Origin of the sequence: Sphingobacterium siyangense (assembly GCF_023277505.1) — a bacterium.
In the GTDB taxonomy this organism is placed as follows: Bacteria; Bacteroidota; Bacteroidia; order Sphingobacteriales; family Sphingobacteriaceae; genus Sphingobacterium; species Sphingobacterium siyangense.
Genome location: NZ_CP080574.1, coordinates 3849941 through 3867903 on the forward strand (window position 1 = coordinate 3849941; position 17963 = coordinate 3867903).

The 17963-nt window shown below is 35.5% G+C and carries 24 protein-coding genes and 1 pseudogene; 11 read left to right on the top strand and 14 right to left on the bottom strand.

Annotated features, from left to right (window positions below):
- Positions 1–142 precede the first annotated feature (142 nt).
- The 6 genes from K2F45_RS16115 (at position 143) to K2F45_RS16140 (ending at position 5156) form a co-directional block, all read left to right on the top strand.
- The gene (locus K2F45_RS16115) at positions 143–880 is read left to right on the top strand and encodes an IspD/TarI family cytidylyltransferase (RefSeq protein ID WP_276521420.1); all 738 of its coding nucleotides are present in this window, start codon (positions 143–145) and stop codon (positions 878–880) included.
- Positions 840–2039, top strand: coding sequence for a LicD family protein (locus K2F45_RS16120; RefSeq protein WP_248931874.1), 1200 nt, complete (start codon positions 840–842; stop codon positions 2037–2039). Before K2F45_RS16115 ends, K2F45_RS16120 begins: the two co-directional genes overlap by 41 nt.
- 8 nt (positions 2040–2047) lie before the next feature.
- Positions 2048–3001 carry a hypothetical protein gene (locus K2F45_RS16125; RefSeq protein WP_248931875.1) on the top strand — a complete coding sequence of 318 codons (954 nt, stop codon included), beginning with the start codon at positions 2048–2050 and terminating at the stop codon, positions 2999–3001.
- 10 nt (positions 3002–3011) lie between these two features.
- Positions 3012–3425 (top strand): hypothetical protein, encoded by a 414-nt coding sequence (locus tag K2F45_RS16130; RefSeq protein ID WP_075993066.1) that lies wholly within the window; start codon positions 3012–3014, stop codon positions 3423–3425.
- 166 nt (positions 3426–3591) lie between these two features.
- On the top strand, positions 3592–4359 hold the full coding sequence (locus K2F45_RS16135; RefSeq protein ID WP_075993067.1) for a T6SS effector amidase Tae4 family protein: 768 nt from the start codon (positions 3592–3594) through the stop codon (positions 4357–4359).
- A gap of 11 nt (positions 4360–4370) precedes the next feature.
- Entirely contained in the window at positions 4371–5156 is a 786-nt protein-coding gene (locus K2F45_RS16140) for a hypothetical protein (RefSeq protein ID WP_145330703.1), read from the top strand.
- A 58-nt stretch (positions 5157–5214) separates the two neighbouring features.
- On the opposite strand, the pseudogene K2F45_RS27480 reads toward K2F45_RS16140, so the two are convergent.
- Positions 5215–5412: pseudogene (locus K2F45_RS27480) on the bottom strand (integrase core domain-containing protein); the annotation flags it as partial.
- A 108-nt stretch (positions 5413–5520) separates the two neighbouring features.
- Between K2F45_RS27480 and K2F45_RS16145 the strand changes: the two are divergent.
- The 3 genes from K2F45_RS16145 (at position 5521) to K2F45_RS16155 (ending at position 7275) form a co-directional block, all read left to right on the top strand.
- A complete protein-coding gene (locus K2F45_RS16145) occupies positions 5521–6276 on the top strand; it encodes an immunity 22 family protein (RefSeq protein ID WP_248931876.1) in 756 nt (251 codons plus the stop codon).
- A gap of 108 nt (positions 6277–6384) precedes the next feature.
- Positions 6385–6792 (top strand): GNAT family N-acetyltransferase, encoded by a 408-nt coding sequence (locus tag K2F45_RS16150; RefSeq protein WP_075993070.1) that lies wholly within the window; start codon positions 6385–6387, stop codon positions 6790–6792.
- A 24-nt stretch (positions 6793–6816) separates the two neighbouring features.
- Positions 6817–7275: a DUF695 domain-containing protein gene (locus K2F45_RS16155; protein ID WP_075993071.1), complete on the top strand. Its 459-nt coding sequence runs from the start codon at positions 6817–6819 to the stop codon at positions 7273–7275.
- A gap of 522 nt (positions 7276–7797) precedes the next feature.
- Here the strand turns inward: K2F45_RS16155 and K2F45_RS27570 are convergent.
- Together K2F45_RS27570 and K2F45_RS16165 are read right to left on the bottom strand one after the other, a co-directional pair.
- The gene (locus K2F45_RS27570) at positions 7798–7977 is read right to left on the bottom strand and encodes a hypothetical protein (RefSeq protein ID WP_237241702.1); all 180 of its coding nucleotides are present in this window, start codon (positions 7975–7977) and stop codon (positions 7798–7800) included.
- A gap of 451 nt (positions 7978–8428) precedes the next feature.
- Complete coding sequence (locus tag K2F45_RS16165; RefSeq protein WP_075993072.1) at positions 8429–8770, bottom strand: winged helix-turn-helix transcriptional regulator; 342 nt, start codon at positions 8768–8770, stop codon at positions 8429–8431.
- A gap of 89 nt (positions 8771–8859) precedes the next feature.
- Between K2F45_RS16165 and K2F45_RS16170 the strand changes: the two genes are divergently transcribed.
- Positions 8860–9369 carry a dihydrofolate reductase family protein gene (locus K2F45_RS16170; RefSeq protein ID WP_075993073.1) on the top strand — a complete coding sequence of 170 codons (510 nt, stop codon included), beginning with the start codon at positions 8860–8862 and terminating at the stop codon, positions 9367–9369.
- Between the two features lie 153 nt (positions 9370–9522).
- Here K2F45_RS16170 and K2F45_RS16175 read toward each other — a convergent pair whose 3' ends face one another.
- Positions 9523–10098: a Crp/Fnr family transcriptional regulator gene (locus tag K2F45_RS16175; RefSeq protein ID WP_075993074.1), complete on the bottom strand. Its 576-nt coding sequence runs from the start codon at positions 10096–10098 to the stop codon at positions 9523–9525.
- A 12-nt stretch (positions 10099–10110) separates the two neighbouring features.
- Positions 10111–10488 (bottom strand): nuclear transport factor 2 family protein, encoded by a 378-nt coding sequence (locus K2F45_RS16180; RefSeq protein ID WP_075993075.1) that lies wholly within the window; start codon positions 10486–10488, stop codon positions 10111–10113.
- A gap of 156 nt (positions 10489–10644) precedes the next feature.
- Between K2F45_RS16180 and K2F45_RS16185 the strand changes: the two genes are divergently transcribed.
- The gene (locus K2F45_RS16185) at positions 10645–10899 is read left to right on the top strand and encodes a hypothetical protein (RefSeq protein WP_248931877.1); all 255 of its coding nucleotides are present in this window, start codon (positions 10645–10647) and stop codon (positions 10897–10899) included.
- A gap of 361 nt (positions 10900–11260) precedes the next feature.
- On the opposite strand, the gene K2F45_RS16190 is transcribed toward K2F45_RS16185, so the two are convergent.
- The 9 genes from K2F45_RS16190 to K2F45_RS16230 form a co-directional block, all read right to left on the bottom strand.
- Positions 11261–11686 (bottom strand): SMI1/KNR4 family protein, encoded by a 426-nt coding sequence (locus tag K2F45_RS16190; RefSeq protein ID WP_075993076.1) that lies wholly within the window; start codon positions 11684–11686, stop codon positions 11261–11263.
- Positions 11687–12139: 453 nt separating this feature from the next.
- Positions 12140–13372 (bottom strand): IS256 family transposase, encoded by a 1233-nt coding sequence (locus K2F45_RS16195; protein WP_248931878.1) that lies wholly within the window; start codon positions 13370–13372, stop codon positions 12140–12142.
- Between the two features lie 124 nt (positions 13373–13496).
- The gene (locus K2F45_RS16200) at positions 13497–13904 is read right to left on the bottom strand and encodes a hypothetical protein (protein WP_075993077.1); all 408 of its coding nucleotides are present in this window, start codon (positions 13902–13904) and stop codon (positions 13497–13499) included.
- A 55-nt stretch (positions 13905–13959) separates the two neighbouring features.
- Positions 13960–14208 (bottom strand): DUF7710 domain-containing protein, encoded by a 249-nt coding sequence (locus tag K2F45_RS16205; protein WP_075993078.1) that lies wholly within the window; start codon positions 14206–14208, stop codon positions 13960–13962.
- A 299-nt stretch (positions 14209–14507) separates the two neighbouring features.
- Entirely contained in the window at positions 14508–15164 is a 657-nt protein-coding gene (locus tag K2F45_RS16210; protein WP_248931879.1) for a hypothetical protein, read from the bottom strand.
- Positions 15165–15202: 38 nt separating this feature from the next.
- Positions 15203–15529 (bottom strand): hypothetical protein, encoded by a 327-nt coding sequence (locus tag K2F45_RS16215; protein ID WP_248931880.1) that lies wholly within the window; start codon positions 15527–15529, stop codon positions 15203–15205.
- A gap of 80 nt (positions 15530–15609) precedes the next feature.
- A complete protein-coding gene (locus tag K2F45_RS16220) occupies positions 15610–16035 on the bottom strand; it encodes a DUF4844 domain-containing protein (RefSeq protein WP_075993082.1) in 426 nt (141 codons plus the stop codon).
- Between the two features lie 131 nt (positions 16036–16166).
- A complete protein-coding gene (locus tag K2F45_RS16225) occupies positions 16167–16904 on the bottom strand; it encodes a hypothetical protein (protein WP_075993083.1) in 738 nt (245 codons plus the stop codon).
- A gap of 17 nt (positions 16905–16921) precedes the next feature.
- Positions 16922–17842 carry a tetratricopeptide repeat protein gene (locus tag K2F45_RS16230; protein ID WP_248931881.1) on the bottom strand — a complete coding sequence of 307 codons (921 nt, stop codon included), beginning with the start codon at positions 17840–17842 and terminating at the stop codon, positions 16922–16924.
- Positions 17843–17963: the final 121 nt, after the last annotated feature.

Here is a 17963-nt window from a genome sequence, read left to right on the forward strand (position 1 = left end):
GCTATTAAATTTACGTACACTTAATGTTAACAACATATTAATTTTATACTACTTTTTGTAAATAAAAATGAAAATTACTAAATTTCATCGACACAAAAAGAAGATTAAAGAAATTTTATAGCTCTTAAAAGATAAATAATCAATGCACCAAAATTATATAGTGATACTTGCAGGAGGTCTTGGGGAAAGATATGGAGGCGTTATGAGCAAGCAGTTTCAAGCCATAAACGGTGTTCCGGTGATTATTAAGACCATCTGTAAATTCTTACAACGTTTTGAACCGCAAAAGATAAGAATCGTGGTCAACCCTGACCACATTGCGCACTGGAACAAGCTTAAACTTGACTATCCGATTATCCGTGAAATAACATTTATTGACGGTGGCGAACAAAGATTTCATTCGGTAAAAAATGGATTAGCATCTATTGACTCCAGTGACAACGACCTGATAGGAATACATGATGGCGTACGCCCTTTTGTTACCTTAGAAACCATCGATCATGCTTACACCACCGCTTCTCAGTACGGTACCGCCGTGCCTGTCTTTAATGCGGTCAACACTATTCGGATAGCAAAAGAGAACCAGAATAACGCACTTGATAGGCAGTACGTCAAGATTGTCCAAAACCCGCAGGTATTCCGTTCCAAGATTATAAAAACCGCATACTGCCAAAACTATACGCCCGACATGCTGGATGATGGAACTATCGTCGAAAAGGCGGGCTACAAAATACAGCTCTGCCAGGGCAATTACGAAAATATAAAGATAACACATCCACAAGACCTTTACATCGCAGAAGGACTTGACAGATTGCTCGCTAGCAGTTCAATTGAAACAAATGGAAAAATATACGGTAACTCCTACACTAAAATATTATAAGAACGACTACAAAAAGTCGGCAAAAGAGGGATCGGATCAACTAGCTCTGGGAGAAGATTATCAGAGCAGGTATGGAGCAAAGATTCCTGATTACGAAGTCAATTTATTTCAGGTCCATCATGCGATCTGGAAAGACTTTTTGGAAAACTCCACAAAAGACTATTGCCTGATCCAGGAGCATGGCACCGCAATTTTGAAGGATCTAACGGAAATAAAATCGGTATTGCTGGAACAAGATCTAAATTTCCACGTCTTATTTCCCTTTGACCTCATTAACTCAGACACACGTCTTAAAATGCCAATCGCATTCAGCAGATTTGGATTTTATTGGGGTACTTCGTCCTATATTATCTCGAGAAAGTCCATAAAGGAACTCATAGAGAAATGTTCGGAAATAAGGTGGCCCTTAGCAGAACAATTTCTAGAACTGGGAATTGACCGTAAAATCAAGATGATTGCCGTTGATACCGACTGGACTATGTTCTCCGACCGAAAGGCCCCTTCTTACCTGGCAAGAAAAAACAGTATGATCGAATACATTAGGTCGTACAGTGTCTGGGAGAAGGACGAAATAAGTCAAGTTCGGGGAATCTTAACCTACCTTTCGGAAACCGCCGCATCACTGGATGTAAAGATATTTCTGCACGCTGGTACCTTACTCGGATCGATCAGGCATAGCGGAAAAATTATGCCTTGGGACGATGACATCGATCTCATGGTAAAAAAAGAAGATCTCATCAAATTGATCCCCGCTATCCGGCAGGATGGTATATATAATGTGACCGAATGGACATGGTCAAAAACAGGAAAAACATATTATAAGATCTGGAAAGAGGGCGGTTATAAAACAGAAGGCTATGAATACACTTTTCCCTTTGTCGACATCTGGTGGACTGAAGAAATCGGGAATAAAATCCATACCAATGACGGGTATGTTTTTGAGAAACAGAGCTACTTTCCATTGCAGCCTATCGAATTTGAAAATGCTAAATTCTATCATCCCGCCGTGGCAACAGATATACTGGACACAATGTATAAAGGCTGGAGAAATGAAATCAAGATATTTTCGTGGTCGCATAAATTTAAAAAGCACAGCGTCAAACAGATCAGCGTTCCCATCACCACAGACAAGAAAGGAAGATTTACAAATTATAAATGAATGAAAATATGAAAAGAAAGCCTATTTTAAATTTTTTCGACATTGCAAGCGATGTCGACCTGTTACCCGAGAATGAGCTATTTAAATTAAAAGGTGGTGACAGTGATATCGCATGGGAAACCGAAGGCCCTGAAATTGATGTATATCCCCCGGATGGTGGTGGTGACGATGACAATTGGGACGATGGTGGTGATGACGGTCCTGAAGAGCCATGGGATGATGAATGGGATGAAGACTGGGATGGTGATGATCACGGCGATGGCGGAACCGATAATGATGAGGAGGAACAACCGAAATGTACCTGTACAAAAGGAATTGTGGGACTTGGCTCTGGAGGGATTGTTGACTATTCTAATCATTTGGGTACTTTTAGAAGTGCAATAACTGCTGATTTAAATAACCCAAATACAAACCAGGCATTCAAAGACACGTTAAATGGACTGAATCAGATTTTTAACAGGATCGAGAGTTCTAATTTTAATCTGGTGATCAACTTTGGTGATGCCGATGGCAGCGCAGCGTATACATCACTCAGCGGAAATAAAGATGTTAAAATTACAATGGATCAGTCCGAATTGGTTTATAAAAAGGATATATATCTTGCCGGCACCGAAATCCTCCTTCATAAGAAGGGTGATTTAAACTATGCCGCTTTTAATGAAGTATTAGCTCATGAATTAAAGCATGTTGAGCAATTTTTAGATGGCAGGATCGGTTTTAACATGTTTGATAATGAAATAAAACTAAAATACGGCATCGAGGATGAAGTTGAAGCTTTCGCATTTGCAAATAATTATGCAACTTTTGGTAATCCGCCTGTTGAAATAAATGAAACTTGGGTAAAAAACCAGACGATCACAGTAACTGGTGCCGATGGTCAACCTCAAACGATCAAACCATACGCAAACTTAGGTGATGGTGGAAACTGTCCGATCCACGGCGTATCCTCTAACCCCAATTAATAGATAACAAATGAAGAATAACATTTTAACAATTGTAGGAATTTGCCTTTTAACATCTGCTTTTGGTCAAAAAAAAGAAAAGGAGTTATCGATACTTCAGACTTTGGTTGAAAAAATACATTTGGATCTCCGTGATGTTGCAATGATGTCTGGTGTTCCAAGTAAGACATCAGTCAATTGGGCTAAACTGGTTTATGTTCAGCAGGAAGACTCCATATTCAGAGTTCCATTTGACAGTCTCACTTCACCAAAATGGAATCATCTAGCATATGATATTACAGTCGAATTCGATAGGTTTACAGAAAACCGAACTCAGAATCTTCAAGGAGTAATCGTTCTAAAACGCATCAGTCCTGAAAGAGAGGAAAAACTCCGAAACTGGATGCTTAAAGAAATGGAAAAGGAGAAAGCTTTGAAGAGATAAATACTGCCGTATGACATCTTAGATCTGAAATATAAAGCCTGGCGCGAAGAAATAAGGTTATTTTCTTGGTAGCATAAGTATAAGAAGCATAGTATAAAAACAGACCACCGTGCCTATTATAACCGATAAATTAGGAAGATTTACAAATTACAAATAATTAAAAATTATGAAAAGAAAACCAATCTTAAACTTTTTCGATATCGCAAGCGAAATTGATCAATTACCAGAAAACGAGCTTTTTAAATTAAAAGGAGGCGATAGTGATATCGCATGGGAAACAGAAGGTCCAGAAATTGACGTTTATCCTCCTGAGGGTAGCGGTGACGATGACAATTGGGATGATGGAGGAGATGACGATTGGGAAGATCCTTGGGATGATGGAAATGACGAAGATTTTGAGGATTATGATGACTTAGGCGATGGCGGAATCGATAACAATCCTGATAATGATCCCGATGCAGATGAACTACCTGAATTATGTTTTGATGCTATTTGGGATGCTTATCCACATAATGTAAATGGTCAAACCCAACATCCAAGCCAAGATGATTACGCAAACCAATGTGCTATTCGCGTGGGAGCGGCATTAAAAGAAGTATATGATGTTGACTTCGGTAGTTATGGTACAGAATTTGACGACCCTTTATCATCAGAAGGTTATCCTATTAGGGCGGCTAACTTAAAAAATTATCTAGTTGATGACTATAAATCAAAAGGTATGGAGAGCCAAATAAAAACATATAATTCGACAAATGCATTCCTTGATTCGGCATCTTCAAAGTTAAATGGTATAGTTTATATGCAACGTGGTGGAGTAAATCACATTGATGTATTTAAAGGCGATGAAGGAAAAAACGAAGTAGGATCTCTTTGGTTATCAGGAAATGTTGACAAAGTGATCTTCATTCCTATAGATAATTCAGCATGTCAATAAAATTTTTTATTATGAAGTTTACTAAAATATTAGTTTTACTCTTTCTCTTTATTGATTTTTCTGTTGGTTTTGCACAGAAAAAAATAAATGTAAATACAGCCAAAGAGTATTGGTTTTCTGATAGATTATCAGACAGCCTCTCGGAAAAGAAAACACCCGATCCAAGCCAAGGCTTTCCTATACAGGCATTTTTAATACAGAAAGATAGATTATACTATCAACCGGCAATAGGTGACGACCTGATTCCCGTTTCTTTAACACCTGTGAAAGGCTCGGATAAATTATATCTGAATATCGGCGAAACAATGACAAGTAATCATATGTATGATTATTCATCAGATGGAAAGGATTTCTTATTAACAAAAAGGGCAAATGAAATGCTTTTAACTGTTAATGATAAAAGTGGAAACACTGTAGATTCTATCAAATTTATAAGACCTACAGATTTCATGATGAATAAAGACGTATCGGAAATTTACTTTGCACATTTGATAAACGGTACTTATAGATTAGGCGATTCTAATGATGAGGTCTCATTTGATATGGACGGAAATTTAAAGGGGATTAATAGCTTTTCAAAATGGAATGTGACTAGAGCTGCGGGAAAGATAAAACCTCGGGTAAACAGTCCCCATGCGTTTATAGTCCTTCAAACCTCAGGTGTTAAGCAAAAGGAATCATTTGTTGTCATCTTTGACGAACTTATTAAAACAATGAATTTCTTTAAATATAATATTCTTAAAGATGGATCCTACAGTTTAGAAAAGGAACCCTATTATATATTGAAACAAAGTTAGTTTATCCTATTTCCAGTAACTCTTTAAATCACTGGAAATAGGTTTTTATTTTCCCACGTTAGGAACGTGTAAAACCATAAACGGACGATACAGTGCATTTGTGGGGAGTTTGGAAATCCAAACTGCTGTGTGGTCGCTGCAAATTATAAACTTTAATAATTTTATCGATGCTTTTGGCTGCGTCCTTATGATTTTGGTATACTCGCTTGGGATAGAATTCATTTTTAAGAATACCATTAACACGTTCAGCTAGCGCGTTATCATAAGGCTACCACGCTGCGTCATACTAATCGCAATGCCATAAAGCCGGAGCATTGCTTTATCTTTACCATTGCTAATTCTGATTCTTAAATTACATCACAGGATGAAAAAAATACATGTATGGTTCGGAAAGTTTAAAACGGAGAAAGAATTAAAAAAATATCTGGATCAAAATGACTATCTGGAAGCATGGTCTGTTTATGACAACGAACCGCCAACCGGAAACGAAGAGGACGATAAAGAACCAAATACGGAGTTACGCTGTGATTTTTGCAAGGAAGTTCATTTGGATAACTATGATGAAGATCTCATGATAATGAAATATTATAAGAACTCTCTAAATATCAAAACCATTGCAAATGATATTGGTGTAGATAAAAATGAGTTAGAAACATTATTAAGAGGACATAGTTTCATTGGTTTTAACGCTGTTGTAGCTTTTGAAGACAATGACCTAGATGAAAAAGATGCTTCACGTTCTGAAACGATAAAGTACATTGGGAAATTGGCTCAGTTTTCTCACCAGTCTTTATCTGATTATGAGGTTCATTATTTATGGATAGGAGACAATAAAATTGATAAAAAGAATATTCTCCAACAAGCGGCACTAAATAAAAAGGATATTATAAAACTGAATTATTACCATACTTCAAAAAGCGAAAAACTTGACGAGATACTGATTCTCCAAATAGAAGATTACAACATTGCCGAAAAGATGATTCTCAAAGCTGAAGAGCTGAGAATGATCACCGCCCATTCCGTACTTGAACTTGTTGTAAAAGGCTCAATTGAAATACATGGTGAAAAAATTGCCGATATGCTCGGTATGAAATATATTGGAAAATTTGACAAGGAATAAAATCTAATTTGTTTTTTACGGTTCGTAATCGTCGATTTTCACCTGTTCGCATATTTACGAACGAAGAATATCTGCTTAAAAATACCAACTAAAACTACAGAATAATAGATGAACATACAGCTAAGTGTCAATAGAGATTTAAACGCAAACGACATACTGCAACTTTATCAAGCTAACAAATGGAGTGCAGCCGATAAACCAGAACTACTGATCAAAGCACTCTTAAATTCGCATTCCTTAGTGACTGCATGGGATGGTACGACATTGGTAGGTCTAGGAAATGCTATTTCCGATGGATACCTCGTGGTTTATTATCCACATCTACTGGTGCTACCCTCTTATCAAGGCAAAGGTGTTGGACGTTTGATTATGGATAAAATGCAAGAGATTTATAAGGGTTTTCACATGCAGATGCTTACGGCTGATGGAAATGCTGTCGACTTTTATAAAAAGAACGGCTTTGAACGAGCAGGTCAAACAGAGCCTATGTGGATCTATAAAGGTAATGATCACTGAGAGAAGATTAAGGTTATAAAATATATGGCAGAATTTAAAGTAATAATACCCGATGAATCCTATTCATTGCTTAATTTTCGACAAGATGATTTACCTGGAGTAGCCGTCGTCAATACGGCATTAAAGGAATTTGAACCAAAAATAGTTTTCTCATGGCATTTATCAATTATGATAGATCTAGACGATTTAATCGACAATGGAATGCCTTCAAAAAGTGAAATTGAAGTAATTGACAACTATGGCGATTATTTAGATAATGAAATAAAAGGAAAAAATAAGAAAAGGCCTAACGCCTTATTTCTTGCAAGAATAACCTGGAATAAAACTCGAGAATTAATTTGGAGAGTCTACGATCCTGAAATCTCAAATAGCTTTCTGCAAGAAATTATTACATCCAACTCCTCCCCTAGACAGTTTGAATATCGAATCGATCCTGACGATAATTGGGAATTGGCAAAATGGCATTTGACAGATTGGGAGTAGTAAATTCTTGAAGAATTGGATATTTAAGAAAACATCGACATCGCCGTATCTATAGAATCCTTAAAATTTATGAATAATAATGAGCAAATAATACTTTTTTTCCATTTGGATCTTCAATTCCAATAGTTATTTCGATATTATATGTTGCAATCCAAATTGAAAATATTCCGGATTCACTTTTCAAATCACGATCAAAAGATCCGTCGTCTTGAAACTTTATTGCCTGAGCAAACTGTGGATAATTTCCTTCCGGAATTTAAGTATTAATTTCGAAAATTCTCTTTGTTCCATTTAGTACTTGATTTACAACTATGTAACATACTCTTAAATATACACAATTTGCCAAATTAGAAAGTTAATTTTAAAGTCTAACATGACTTATGATCACCCAAAAGTAACGATTAAAATAGCCTAAAATGCAATTTTAGGCCAAGATATCGGTTGAATGGAGGATTGATTACGGGAAACCGTAAGAATGCATAACAGGCAATCCGTAGGTATGAAAAGACAATACAAATCGCATTAATCAATAACACAGGAAAGATAAAACAACCGCAGCTTTAATGGCATTTTTCCTTGGAGGATTTGGTGCACATAGATTTTACCTAGGGCAGACCAGATTAGGTGTCCTTTATCTCTTTTTTGCTGGACACTTATTCCCGCATTTATCGCTTTGATTGACTTTATTTTGTTTCTCTTCATGAATAAAGAGAGTTTTGATTTGATATATAACCGTGTATATTTTTCGCACCCCATTATTCATAATTATGTACCTACCTTTTATCAATGAGATAATTTGCAACTTTTTTAGGAGAAATTTGGCTTCGATACCCCCCCAGATTATCAAGAGGTTCCCACCTACTTCTATCCAAAGACAGGTCAATCTGGTTCAAATAGGCATATAAAAATACTGCAAAAGAATATTTAATTTTCATCTTTCTAATTCTGTTATGTTTACCATTTCCACCAATTCTTATTAAAAACCGGATTAGTTCCTTTCAGATCTAAGGGAGCACCCACTCTTACAATGCGACCTGATAACTTTTATGGACACACTGTCCGTGGCTGTAATTCGGGGATAAATCGATTGCAGTTCTAACCTAAAACATAATTTTCACTAATTTGTCTCTAAGGGGAATCTTACTAAATCGAGTCATTTTGCTTTAATTTTATCTCTATGCTTTAGACCAAATTTAATTAAAGCATTGGCAACTTCCTGCGTTTCTTTAGCATAGGCGGTAAGCGCATAAGAAACGGTTACAGGTTTGGTGTCATTAACCGTTCTACTAATCAGTAAATTGTCTTCTAATTCCTGAAGTTCCTTGGATAGAATTTTTGGGGATATTCCCTGAGCCATCTCTTGCAGATCTTTAAACCGCATTGTGCCGTGTTGCTGCAAATTGTTCAGGATACAAAATTTCCATTTACCACTGAGCAATTCAATGCCATCTTTTAATGCCAATATAGTTTCTTTATCAATATTTTTATTGCTCATATGATAGTTACTTTCCTAAAGGTAATGAATAGTGAATATATATTGAATATCCAATAGTTTTGTTGAACAGAAATTTAAGGAAAATCATTATGAAAGTAACAGTAATCGCAAATATTTCAGCTAATGGAAGAATTTTGATATCCGATAATCCGCATCATAAGCTGCCACCGGAAGCAATGGAATTTTACGTACATTTTGTAAGGCAGGTTGGAAATGTAGTGATAGGATTGAAAACATTTGAAAATTTTCTAAATTTTCCAGATCAGATAAAAGATCATTTTAATGGAATAGAAATCATCATATTGGCCGATAAACCTTATACGGCTGATGGCTACAAGACTGTAGCAAGTCCTGAAGAGGCAATTGCATATATGTCTGCAAAAGGAGTGCGGGAAATAGCCGTTGGAGGCGGAGCAGGTACTTTCAACGCTTTTTTGGACAAGGATTTGGTTACCGATATTTATTTTAACGTCAGCCCTATAATCACTGGAGCTGGAGCAATTTTAGCAAACAATGAGGAGTTAAGTTCAAAATTCAAGTACAAAGGACAGAGGCTTAGAAACGGTTTTCTTCAATTACATCTAACTAAAGAATACTGAATAACAACAGACAAAACATGTCCTTCAAAAATAGTTGAATGGCGGAAAAAAATCCGCTAATATTATTTCTTTCGGATCTATATCTTTCGATTGGCGACTGTATCCACAGACATATCAATGATAATAGAAAAAATCTTAAAACATATCACTAAATCACCCACCATTCTTGCGTCTTATATTGCTCAGGAAAACAGTAGTGATACCTAAATACGAAGCAATATATTTCTGTGGAATTCTAAGTTCTAGTTTAGGATATTGTTTACCAAACCAGGCATACCTTTTGGATGCATCTTGCGATAGTATCAGGTGCATTCTGCGTTGAAACAAACCAAAGGCATTTTGAAAAAGTAAGCGAAAAAAACGTGCTAACTTCGGGATTTTGTTTAACAATAACTCGTAATCTTTGGCTTCAAAAGCCAATATTTCGGTATCCTCCAAGGCTTCTATGGCAAACTTGGATGGCTTGTTGCTGCTAAAACTATCAATTTCGTTCATCCACCAGTTTTCTGGAGCAAAAAGAACGGTCGCTTCGTTGTTACCATCATAAGCATACAATCGTAGGCAGCCTTTTACTACAAAATAAATATGCTTACAATACGCCCCTTCCCGAAGCAAATGAACACCCTTATGTACTTGAATGGGTTTGACGTAAGATGCTACGATGTGTTGCTCCTCTGCCGTCAGGATCACGTGTTTTGCGAGGTTAGAAAAAAGCGTATTGTATAGCATAGTCCTTAATTCTTAGTCCTTTTTGTTGGCTGGATGATCGGCAGGAAGCTTATAAAAACTGATCAACTTGGTAATTTTAAAGTCTTCATTAAATTCAAAATAATCATCGCCCACATTTGTTTTACCATCTACCGTTGACTGCCATTGATAACGTACATAGTTGTGATGAAAATCAAATTTTCCTATAAGATCAAAACGGCGGCTCGGAGCCATAGGCAATGTGTCGATGGCAAATTTAAGCAATTCATCCAGACTATTTAAGTGAAAGTAAGGATCGATGTAAATCCCATCTTTGTGCCATACTTTGGCAAATTCCTCGCCATAAGCTTCAGCTGTATTTTGGTTCCAGGCATGTAGATACTGTTGTATCATTTTTTCTACGTTGTTCATACTATTTAATTCTTTTCTACAAAGTAACAGCGTATTTTCTAGCGGCTCGTTAAACTAGTTTATTAAATGAGCTCAATCAAATTAAGATAAATTTTATTTCGTTACGCTTTCTGGAATTACTATTTTTATAAAGTTTACAACTTAAAATAAAAAACTATGCTTTTTAAAATCAAATCTGTGCTATCATGTCTTTTCATATTTGCCGGTATAATAATTATAGCAATTAGTTTTAAAAAAGATAAATCAATCAAATTGAATCATGAAATTACTATAATTGATAAACAAAAAGGTCTTTTTGATACTAATTTATTGATTTTGGGAAGTGTATTTATTCTTTCGGGTTCAATAATTTTATCAAGGATAGAGGTTATTAAAAACCAAAGCGGACTGCCCCATCAAATGTCAAAATAAAACTTGCTGTGTTTAGTTATTGTCCATATAATTAAGCTACCTTGTTGATAAGTTTAGTAACCTTTTTATAAATTTCTGTAATTTGGATTAATCTGCAGCACACCATGCTTCGTAATTTGGGGTAACTTTTGACCACACACGTCACATTCGAACTTTCTATCCTTTTTCATCGAATATCATCCTTTATCCACTTTAATTCTCCACGTTGTATCAGGGCTATATATTTTTGCACCTGATCATCGGTGAATAAGCCATTGTCTTCAAGCTGGTAATTGAACTGCTTAGTGAAGGTGTAATATTGATATCAGCCCCACTATTGCCAATACGATTAGGGTCTCTGATGCTCTTCACGTAATAAGTTTCATTTGAACCATTCTTGTCCGTTGTCTAATCGTTGTAAAAAGTCAGTAAAAGAGATTCCAATTTCAATATGATATTGTTTGTCCAAATCAATAAAAGGCGTAAGTACTACCCTAATTGAATCATCAACTGTCTGTTCAATTGCAATAAATTCACTACTTCCATTTCCGCCAATTGCCAAAGTCTTTGGAAGGTTCTCAAAAATTTGATAGTCGGTATTGACTCCAATTAATTCGTCAATGTCCCAAAGTCTCACGAACTCTGATCCTATAAACAGTTCAAAACCCGAGTAATTCTGTAAAAAAAACAAGTAATCGTTAGGAAGATTGAAGTTCAAAATTCTTTGTATTTGTTCAATTTTTGTTTTGGCTTTTTGAGTGCTTTTTGGAAAATTGTATTTCAATAATAGTTCATTGACTGTTTTCATATGCTAAGTTACTATTTTTTGTAAAGTTCTATTTTTCTGTTGTCATATTTTCTCGTCCTGAAAAACTTTACAGATCAGCAAATGTTTTCTTAAAGCTTTTGGAAAGTTGGAATTGGTGGTGGTATACTGATTTAATAGGCTTACAGTTATTAGCTTTTAAGATGATTACAAACTGTATGGCTAAGGTATGGGTTTGAAAGTCGGAATGGCTACGGGAAACTATAGCTAATTTATTCAACATAGTTAATAAGACAATAAAGTAACTAACATAGCCTCCCTTGTTAACCGCAAAGGGAGACTATGATGGTTAGATGCTCGCTTTACAACGCTAGGAATCGAATGATAAACTACATTGCTGGAGAGTTTCATTGACTGGGGTAGTGTAAATTGAACTGTGTCACATCACTCCTTTTAGGGTTCGTTCTCGGAGGCTGAAAGCCTCGAGAGCGAACCCTAAAAGGAGTTGCCGAAGGCTTTAATCCTGTCCCCAAATTTAATATGTAATTGTTGCATTGTCAATCCCCAATTCCGAATAGGCATGGTCCATTTTTTTGATATATCCTTGATGGTCAGGTAAACTAGCTTTAATAGAGCCTGATCGGATGTAAATGCTCCCTTGGTTTTTGTAATTTTTCTGACCTGCCGGTGCATCGCCTCGATGGCATTTGTCGTATAGATAGCTCTGCGGATATCGGGCGAATACTCAAAGTAAGTAGAGAGGTTCCCCCAATTATCCAGCCATCCTTTTACAGATAAGGGATATTTCTTGCCCCATTTCTCATCAAACTCCAATAGTTTTTCGTAGCCCTGATCCTGACTATTTGCTTGATAGATAGGCTTTAAATCTGCAACAACGGCTTTTTTATCTTTTTCCGGAACATACCGCAGACTTGAGCGTATCTGGTGAACTATGCAAAGCTGTACCTGGGTTTTCGGATAAACAGCTTCGATAGCATCGGGAAAACCCTTTAATCCGTCGACGCACGCAACCAGAATATCTTCTACGCCGCGCTGCTTCAGATCGGTCAGTACCGAAAGCCAGAACTTGGCCCCTTCATTTTCCGAAAGATAAATGCCGATCAGGTCTTTACGACCATCCCTGTTTACCCCAAGTATATTGTACACCGCACGGGTCTGGACACTGCCATTGTCTTTAACTTTATAATGCATACAATCCAGAAAAACAAAGGGATATACCGATTCAAGCGGACGGTTTCGCCATTCGTTCAGGGCAGGGATAACCTTGTCGGTAATATTGGAGATCTCCGTAGCAGATATATCCATGGCGTACATCTCCTTAACATAACCCGAGATATCCCGCGTACTCATGCCCCTGGCATACATCGCTATAACGTTGCCTTCCAGTTCGTCAGTGATAATCAACTGTCGTTTAGGAACTATTTTTGGCTCGAATGTACCGTTTCGGTCCCGGCCGCTCTCCAGTTCAAAATGTCCTGATTGAAGGCTCCTGACCGTTTTTTTCGTCTTCCCATTTTTACGGTTGATCTCTCCGGAAGCTCTATTCTCCTGTAGGTGGTGGTCCAGCTCTCCCTCCAACATGCTTTCCAGAAGGTGTTTCAGCATCGGAGCAAAAACTCCGTCTGTACCGCCCATTTTCTTGCCATCATAAAGGCCTTTCATTGCTTCCTCTTTGAAGCTTTCGAAGTCAAAATTGTCTTTACTCATATTCTGTGTCTAAATATAGAAATTCTTTATTTGACACAGTTCAGTTTACACCCTCTTGACTGGCATATACTGAAACAACTTATCCTCCTTGGACTGATTCCTTTCACGAGTAAGGTTAATGATGCTACATGTGGCGGAATTCAGGAACAACTGTTTCTACCCATTCCTCTTCCATGTATTCTACAACTTCATTATAATTGTCCTCTTTCGGCAAGACCATTGTAAAATTTTGGTGCCAGGTCCCTTCCAAATCCAGATGCTGATAAATATAAAATACATCGCTATTTGAAAGCTTGACGAAGTAACTTGTCAATTCATCTTCTTTAATTTCTGTAATGTGCAATGAATCTTTTTCAAGTTCTTTATAAATTAGTTTATTCCAATTTTTCCATCCATCAAATTTAGGAGCATCAGTATATATAAAATTCGTCGAATCGAACAGCAGGTATAAACCGTCCAAATCAAACACAACCTTAAGCCCATAATTTCCTTCTTCAAAATTGTAAAAGATATTTTTCAGAATTCTTGTCATATTATTTATTTTCTAATTCGACACGGCAATGTTGGCTAAATGCTCACTTTGTCGTCTAATTTAAACCATGACTTGCGGAAGTAAATTTTTGGATAAAACTGGGTTCCATTTGAGCTTGTTTTTTCACACTGAAAAAATCATTAAATAATGCCCAGTCGTAAACCCCTTCATCAATTGGATATGCTGTTAAAACTCCTGATAACTTATGTCTATCTATCCATATTTCCGCCTTTTCAATTGAAGTAAAAACTCCACTTGAAAACCGCCCTCCTTCTCCATGAAAAACCCAAATTGTATCTAACATATTGCTTATTTTTTAAAATTACCCTGGAAATCTTGTATGCAGGACAGTGCGACCTGGACTCTTTTCTATCTGCTCAAAATCATCTATTTTTCTACAATTATTGAAAATAACCATTTCGATGTGCTCACATTCATTTACGTCCTTTACAGATTGTAAGTTTCTGCCGTAGTCGATACGAAATGTTCTTAGATTTTTGAGCCTCTCGATACCTTCCAAATTTTGCACATTAGTATAATGGACCAATATTTCTTCCACATTGGGAAAAGCATCCAAATTCACATGGAGGAAGAATTGCTTTATTATAAAATTTTAATTTTCCACATTTCTATATTTTGTCTCGATTTATTGCGGATAGTTATATAATTGTTGCCATCCCATTTATAATCTAAATAATAAACTATTTCACCACCGCTAGGCTCACCTTCTGTTATCAAATCTCGATTGATTTCACGACCAGTTTTGTCAAATAAAACCCAAAATAATTTAAAACAGTTAATCTCCCATTCACACCAAAGTCCTAATTTCCATTGACAATTTGGTGAGCGTTTGTATTTACTATTTATAAAGAATTTGTAATTTAAATCGTTGTCAAGACAGTATTTATATGCTTTCAGTAATGGTTCAGTATCCCACTTTTCCAATCCACAAATAGTTGTCATTCCGGAATGAATCAAATCAAGCTGTAAAGACTTCTTTTCAAATGGATTCATTTCAAAATACTGGTCAAAATTTATTTGCTTATAAACTTCGCGAAAACCTTTATGCGATGTTATTTTATCCACCTCTGAAGGATCCTCTCCAACAGAAATCATACATTTTCTGACATCATCAGTATTATATTCACGAAGAAATGACCAATACATTTCGGCAATACTCCAACATTCTTTATTAAATTCTCTAAAATTTTTACCTGGTAAAAATTTCGCTCTCAGACTAATTTGACTTAATTTCATCATATCCACTATTTACTTGGAAGCGAGATATAGTTATTTCCCTATGCATCATGAATCGCGTAATTATAGAGTAATTCTGCCAGTTCTTCATTAGAAAGGGATCTGTTTTGACTATTATTTGCATCTTCAATGGCATCTAAGAAATAATAAAAATCAAATAAATTATGGTAATTTATTCCATTATCTGAATATGCTATACTACCGCCAGTTTTCTCGATTTCAAAATATCTCAATTCATTATGAATATCCAATGGGATCTCCATAAAAATCTCAATCACTTCGGATTCCTCATGTAATGACTGCAGATGGCAGAATTCTTTGAACGAACCACCATCCCTAAAAAAATCAATTAATTCTAAAAGCTCCATGATAAAGATTGTTAGGGGGTAATACTTTTAAATGCTCCAATTTTTCGGGGAGAGGTAAGTTTTAGTGCAATAGTCTAATGTTAGAAGTTTCGGTTATAAACCCCATTATTTAGTACGCCTCCAGAACTTTTCAACTCTACCGCATCCATAATCTTTTCAAAATAACCAGAAACATACTCCCTATCCTCCGTATCTAAATTAAAAGTTTCGAACCTTTGGAGGCTTTCTTTTAAAAGTTCTTTATATTCAGCCTCGTCAAAATTATCCTTTGTGCCTTCAATAAAGTCATCAATACTGTCGTTAAGCAAGTCTGATAAAACTTTTTTGTCATGCCTTTTTTCTAAACCTGGATAAAAAGCACTTGCCTGAAATTTGGGTTCTTTCTTTAGTATCTCAAGGTTTTTTGTATGTTTAATTGAATAGTTTGATTTCTTGTTACAGGCAAATACAATCAATATTATTGAAATTGCTGTAATAAATACTGAACTTACTTTTAATTTTCTCATAAATTAGAATTCCTGTTTTATCTTTTTATCTTAAAAAATCTCTCCAAATCCGCTTTGAATTTTTATTTATTGAAACCTCGGCACACACTCCCGTCGTACATCAATTTGACAAACCGGTATTATATGCGATATTACTTTGATGCTCTGACTTCTTTAAATATTCCTCTATCAGAGAAATCACTACTTTCTATTTTACTTTCTGGACTAAGAAAATAGGCAACTGTCTGAATAATCTCCTTATTTAGAGGGTTTAAAGTTGTTTGGTTTATTACAATTCTAGTTATTTTTCCAGCTTCATTTTCACTTAAATAAACTTCTCCCTTTTTTAGTTTCAATTCATCTAAATGCGTCTTATACACGCTTTTAATATCATTAAGATTGAAGAAGTAAATACTATCTTTTGTTTCAATAAACTTTTCGAAAACAAAATCGCCTCTTAATCCTCTATCTTTTTCGCTTAAACCACGATATTGAAATACAATATTTTCAATAGCTATTCCTTCAGATTTTAATTTATCTATTCTAAGTGGTAAATAATTTGGTTTTGTTTTATAATACTCGTCACCACAATCATTTTTACATTCGTGTTTTATACCAGAGATTTTATTTTTGCTTGGAATTTCTGAAAGATTATACATAGGAAGAGTGTTATCTAAATTAATTTTAAAAGATTGTGTAGAATCGATAATTATAAAACCAGATATGTGAGAATCTCTTCCCCCCCAAGCATCATATTTATAAAGTAATTTAGACGACCCCTCTATTTTTTGTACATATAATTCAGTAATATCCCATTCACTAGATAGGTCAAAACCACAGCTATTTAAGAGGATAGTAAGTATAGATAAAAATAAAAACTTAAATTTCATTTTTATGAGCAGTTTTTCTATTTGCAGTATTCATTAATTCGTTCTTTCGCATATTCTGCTCCGTTGTCCAATGCTTTATTCCAATTTTCGCAAGCTCTCTCTTTGTCTTTTATATTGAAATAAGTGTTGCCTAAATTAAAATATGCCTGTTGTTTTGCTTCCTGCTCCAGTTTGTCAAGTTGCAAAACTGTCTCATAGTCAGCGATTGCACCTTTATAATCTCCATTTTCGTCTTTAAGTCCACCACGATTTATTAAAGCACTCGCAAATTTTGGTGCAATTTCTATTGCTTTGTCGTAGTCTTTAAGTGCCAATTTCCAAGTGTATAGCTCGTTTTTTACGATAGCTCTTGAATAGTAAGCATTTGGGTCTTTGGGGTCAATTTGGATTGTTAAGCTCCAATTAAATATTGCTCCGCTTAAATCTCCATTGTTATAACATGCTAAACCTTTGTCAAAATAATAGTCCGCCTTTGTTGAGTCAATTACTGGAAATTTCTGCTCCTTTGGATCAAAAGGTCCACCGTAAGCATCAAGTTTTGCGTCAAATTCAAAACCTCTTTTATACATATCCAAATCCCAAAAAAGTAAGTTGTCGGCTGTCATTGGAATTTCATTTGTCTCTCCGTTTAGTTCCCATAATTTTCCGTATTTCTTAACTTCTTGAACAGTGTATGGATAGTGTGCCTTGATAAATTCTCCAAGCTTTTGTAAGTTCTCACTTTTATCTGAGATAAAAGTAAAGTCCATTTTTGTTAAGCAGTTGTCTTTAAGACCACTCTTGACCATACTATTAAAAACGTCTTCGGCAGAAACCATTTCTTTGGCAAATCCGCCAACAAAATTGTCCCAGGTGAAGAATGTCTGTTCCATTTTCTTTTGTCCGTAGGATATTAAGGTTGTTAATAAAAGTAATAGTGTCAATATCTTATTTCTCATTCGTGGTGTAAGTTTTTAAATCGACCAATAAAGCTGTTCGCTTAGCAATCTGATATGTCCCTTCAATTTTTTTGATTGATATAGTGATCATCTTTATAACTATTAAAATCAACATAAATGC

Coding starts and splice junctions, on each gene's coding strand:
- K2F45_RS16115 (WP_276521420.1), top strand. CDS start 143: ATGCACCAAAATTATATAGTGATACTTGCAGGAGGTCTTGGGGAAAGA.
- K2F45_RS16120 (WP_248931874.1), top strand. CDS start 840: ATGGAAAAATATACGGTAACTCCTACACTAAAATATTATAAGAACGAC.
- K2F45_RS16125 (WP_248931875.1), top strand. CDS start 2,048: ATGAAAAGAAAGCCTATTTTAAATTTTTTCGACATTGCAAGCGATGTC.
- K2F45_RS16130 (WP_075993066.1), top strand. CDS start 3,012: ATGAAGAATAACATTTTAACAATTGTAGGAATTTGCCTTTTAACATCT.
- K2F45_RS16135 (WP_075993067.1), top strand. CDS start 3,592: ATGAAAAGAAAACCAATCTTAAACTTTTTCGATATCGCAAGCGAAATT.
- K2F45_RS16140 (WP_145330703.1), top strand. CDS start 4,371: ATGAAGTTTACTAAAATATTAGTTTTACTCTTTCTCTTTATTGATTTT.
- K2F45_RS16145 (WP_248931876.1), top strand. CDS start 5,521: ATGAAAAAAATACATGTATGGTTCGGAAAGTTTAAAACGGAGAAAGAA.
- K2F45_RS16150 (WP_075993070.1), top strand. CDS start 6,385: ATGAACATACAGCTAAGTGTCAATAGAGATTTAAACGCAAACGACATA.
- K2F45_RS16155 (WP_075993071.1), top strand. CDS start 6,817: ATGGCAGAATTTAAAGTAATAATACCCGATGAATCCTATTCATTGCTT.
- K2F45_RS27570 (WP_237241702.1), bottom strand. CDS start 7,977: ATGAAGAGAAACAAAATAAAGTCAATCAAAGCGATAAATGCGGGAATA.
- K2F45_RS16165 (WP_075993072.1), bottom strand. CDS start 8,770: ATGAGCAATAAAAATATTGATAAAGAAACTATATTGGCATTAAAAGAT.
- K2F45_RS16170 (WP_075993073.1), top strand. CDS start 8,860: ATGAAAGTAACAGTAATCGCAAATATTTCAGCTAATGGAAGAATTTTG.
- K2F45_RS16175 (WP_075993074.1), bottom strand. CDS start 10,098: ATGCTATACAATACGCTTTTTTCTAACCTCGCAAAACACGTGATCCTG.
- K2F45_RS16180 (WP_075993075.1), bottom strand. CDS start 10,488: ATGAACAACGTAGAAAAAATGATACAACAGTATCTACATGCCTGGAAC.
- K2F45_RS16185 (WP_248931877.1), top strand. CDS start 10,645: ATGCTTTTTAAAATCAAATCTGTGCTATCATGTCTTTTCATATTTGCC.
- K2F45_RS16190 (WP_075993076.1), bottom strand. CDS start 11,686: ATGAAAACAGTCAATGAACTATTATTGAAATACAATTTTCCAAAAAGC.
- K2F45_RS16195 (WP_248931878.1), bottom strand. CDS start 13,372: ATGAGTAAAGACAATTTTGACTTCGAAAGCTTCAAAGAGGAAGCAATG.
- K2F45_RS16200 (WP_075993077.1), bottom strand. CDS start 13,904: ATGACAAGAATTCTGAAAAATATCTTTTACAATTTTGAAGAAGGAAAT.
- K2F45_RS16205 (WP_075993078.1), bottom strand. CDS start 14,208: ATGTTAGATACAATTTGGGTTTTTCATGGAGAAGGAGGGCGGTTTTCA.
- K2F45_RS16210 (WP_248931879.1), bottom strand. CDS start 15,164: ATGATGAAATTAAGTCAAATTAGTCTGAGAGCGAAATTTTTACCAGGT.
- K2F45_RS16215 (WP_248931880.1), bottom strand. CDS start 15,529: ATGGAGCTTTTAGAATTAATTGATTTTTTTAGGGATGGTGGTTCGTTC.
- K2F45_RS16220 (WP_075993082.1), bottom strand. CDS start 16,035: ATGAGAAAATTAAAAGTAAGTTCAGTATTTATTACAGCAATTTCAATA.
- K2F45_RS16225 (WP_075993083.1), bottom strand. CDS start 16,904: ATGAAATTTAAGTTTTTATTTTTATCTATACTTACTATCCTCTTAAAT.
- K2F45_RS16230 (WP_248931881.1), bottom strand. CDS start 17,842: ATGAGAAATAAGATATTGACACTATTACTTTTATTAACAACCTTAATA.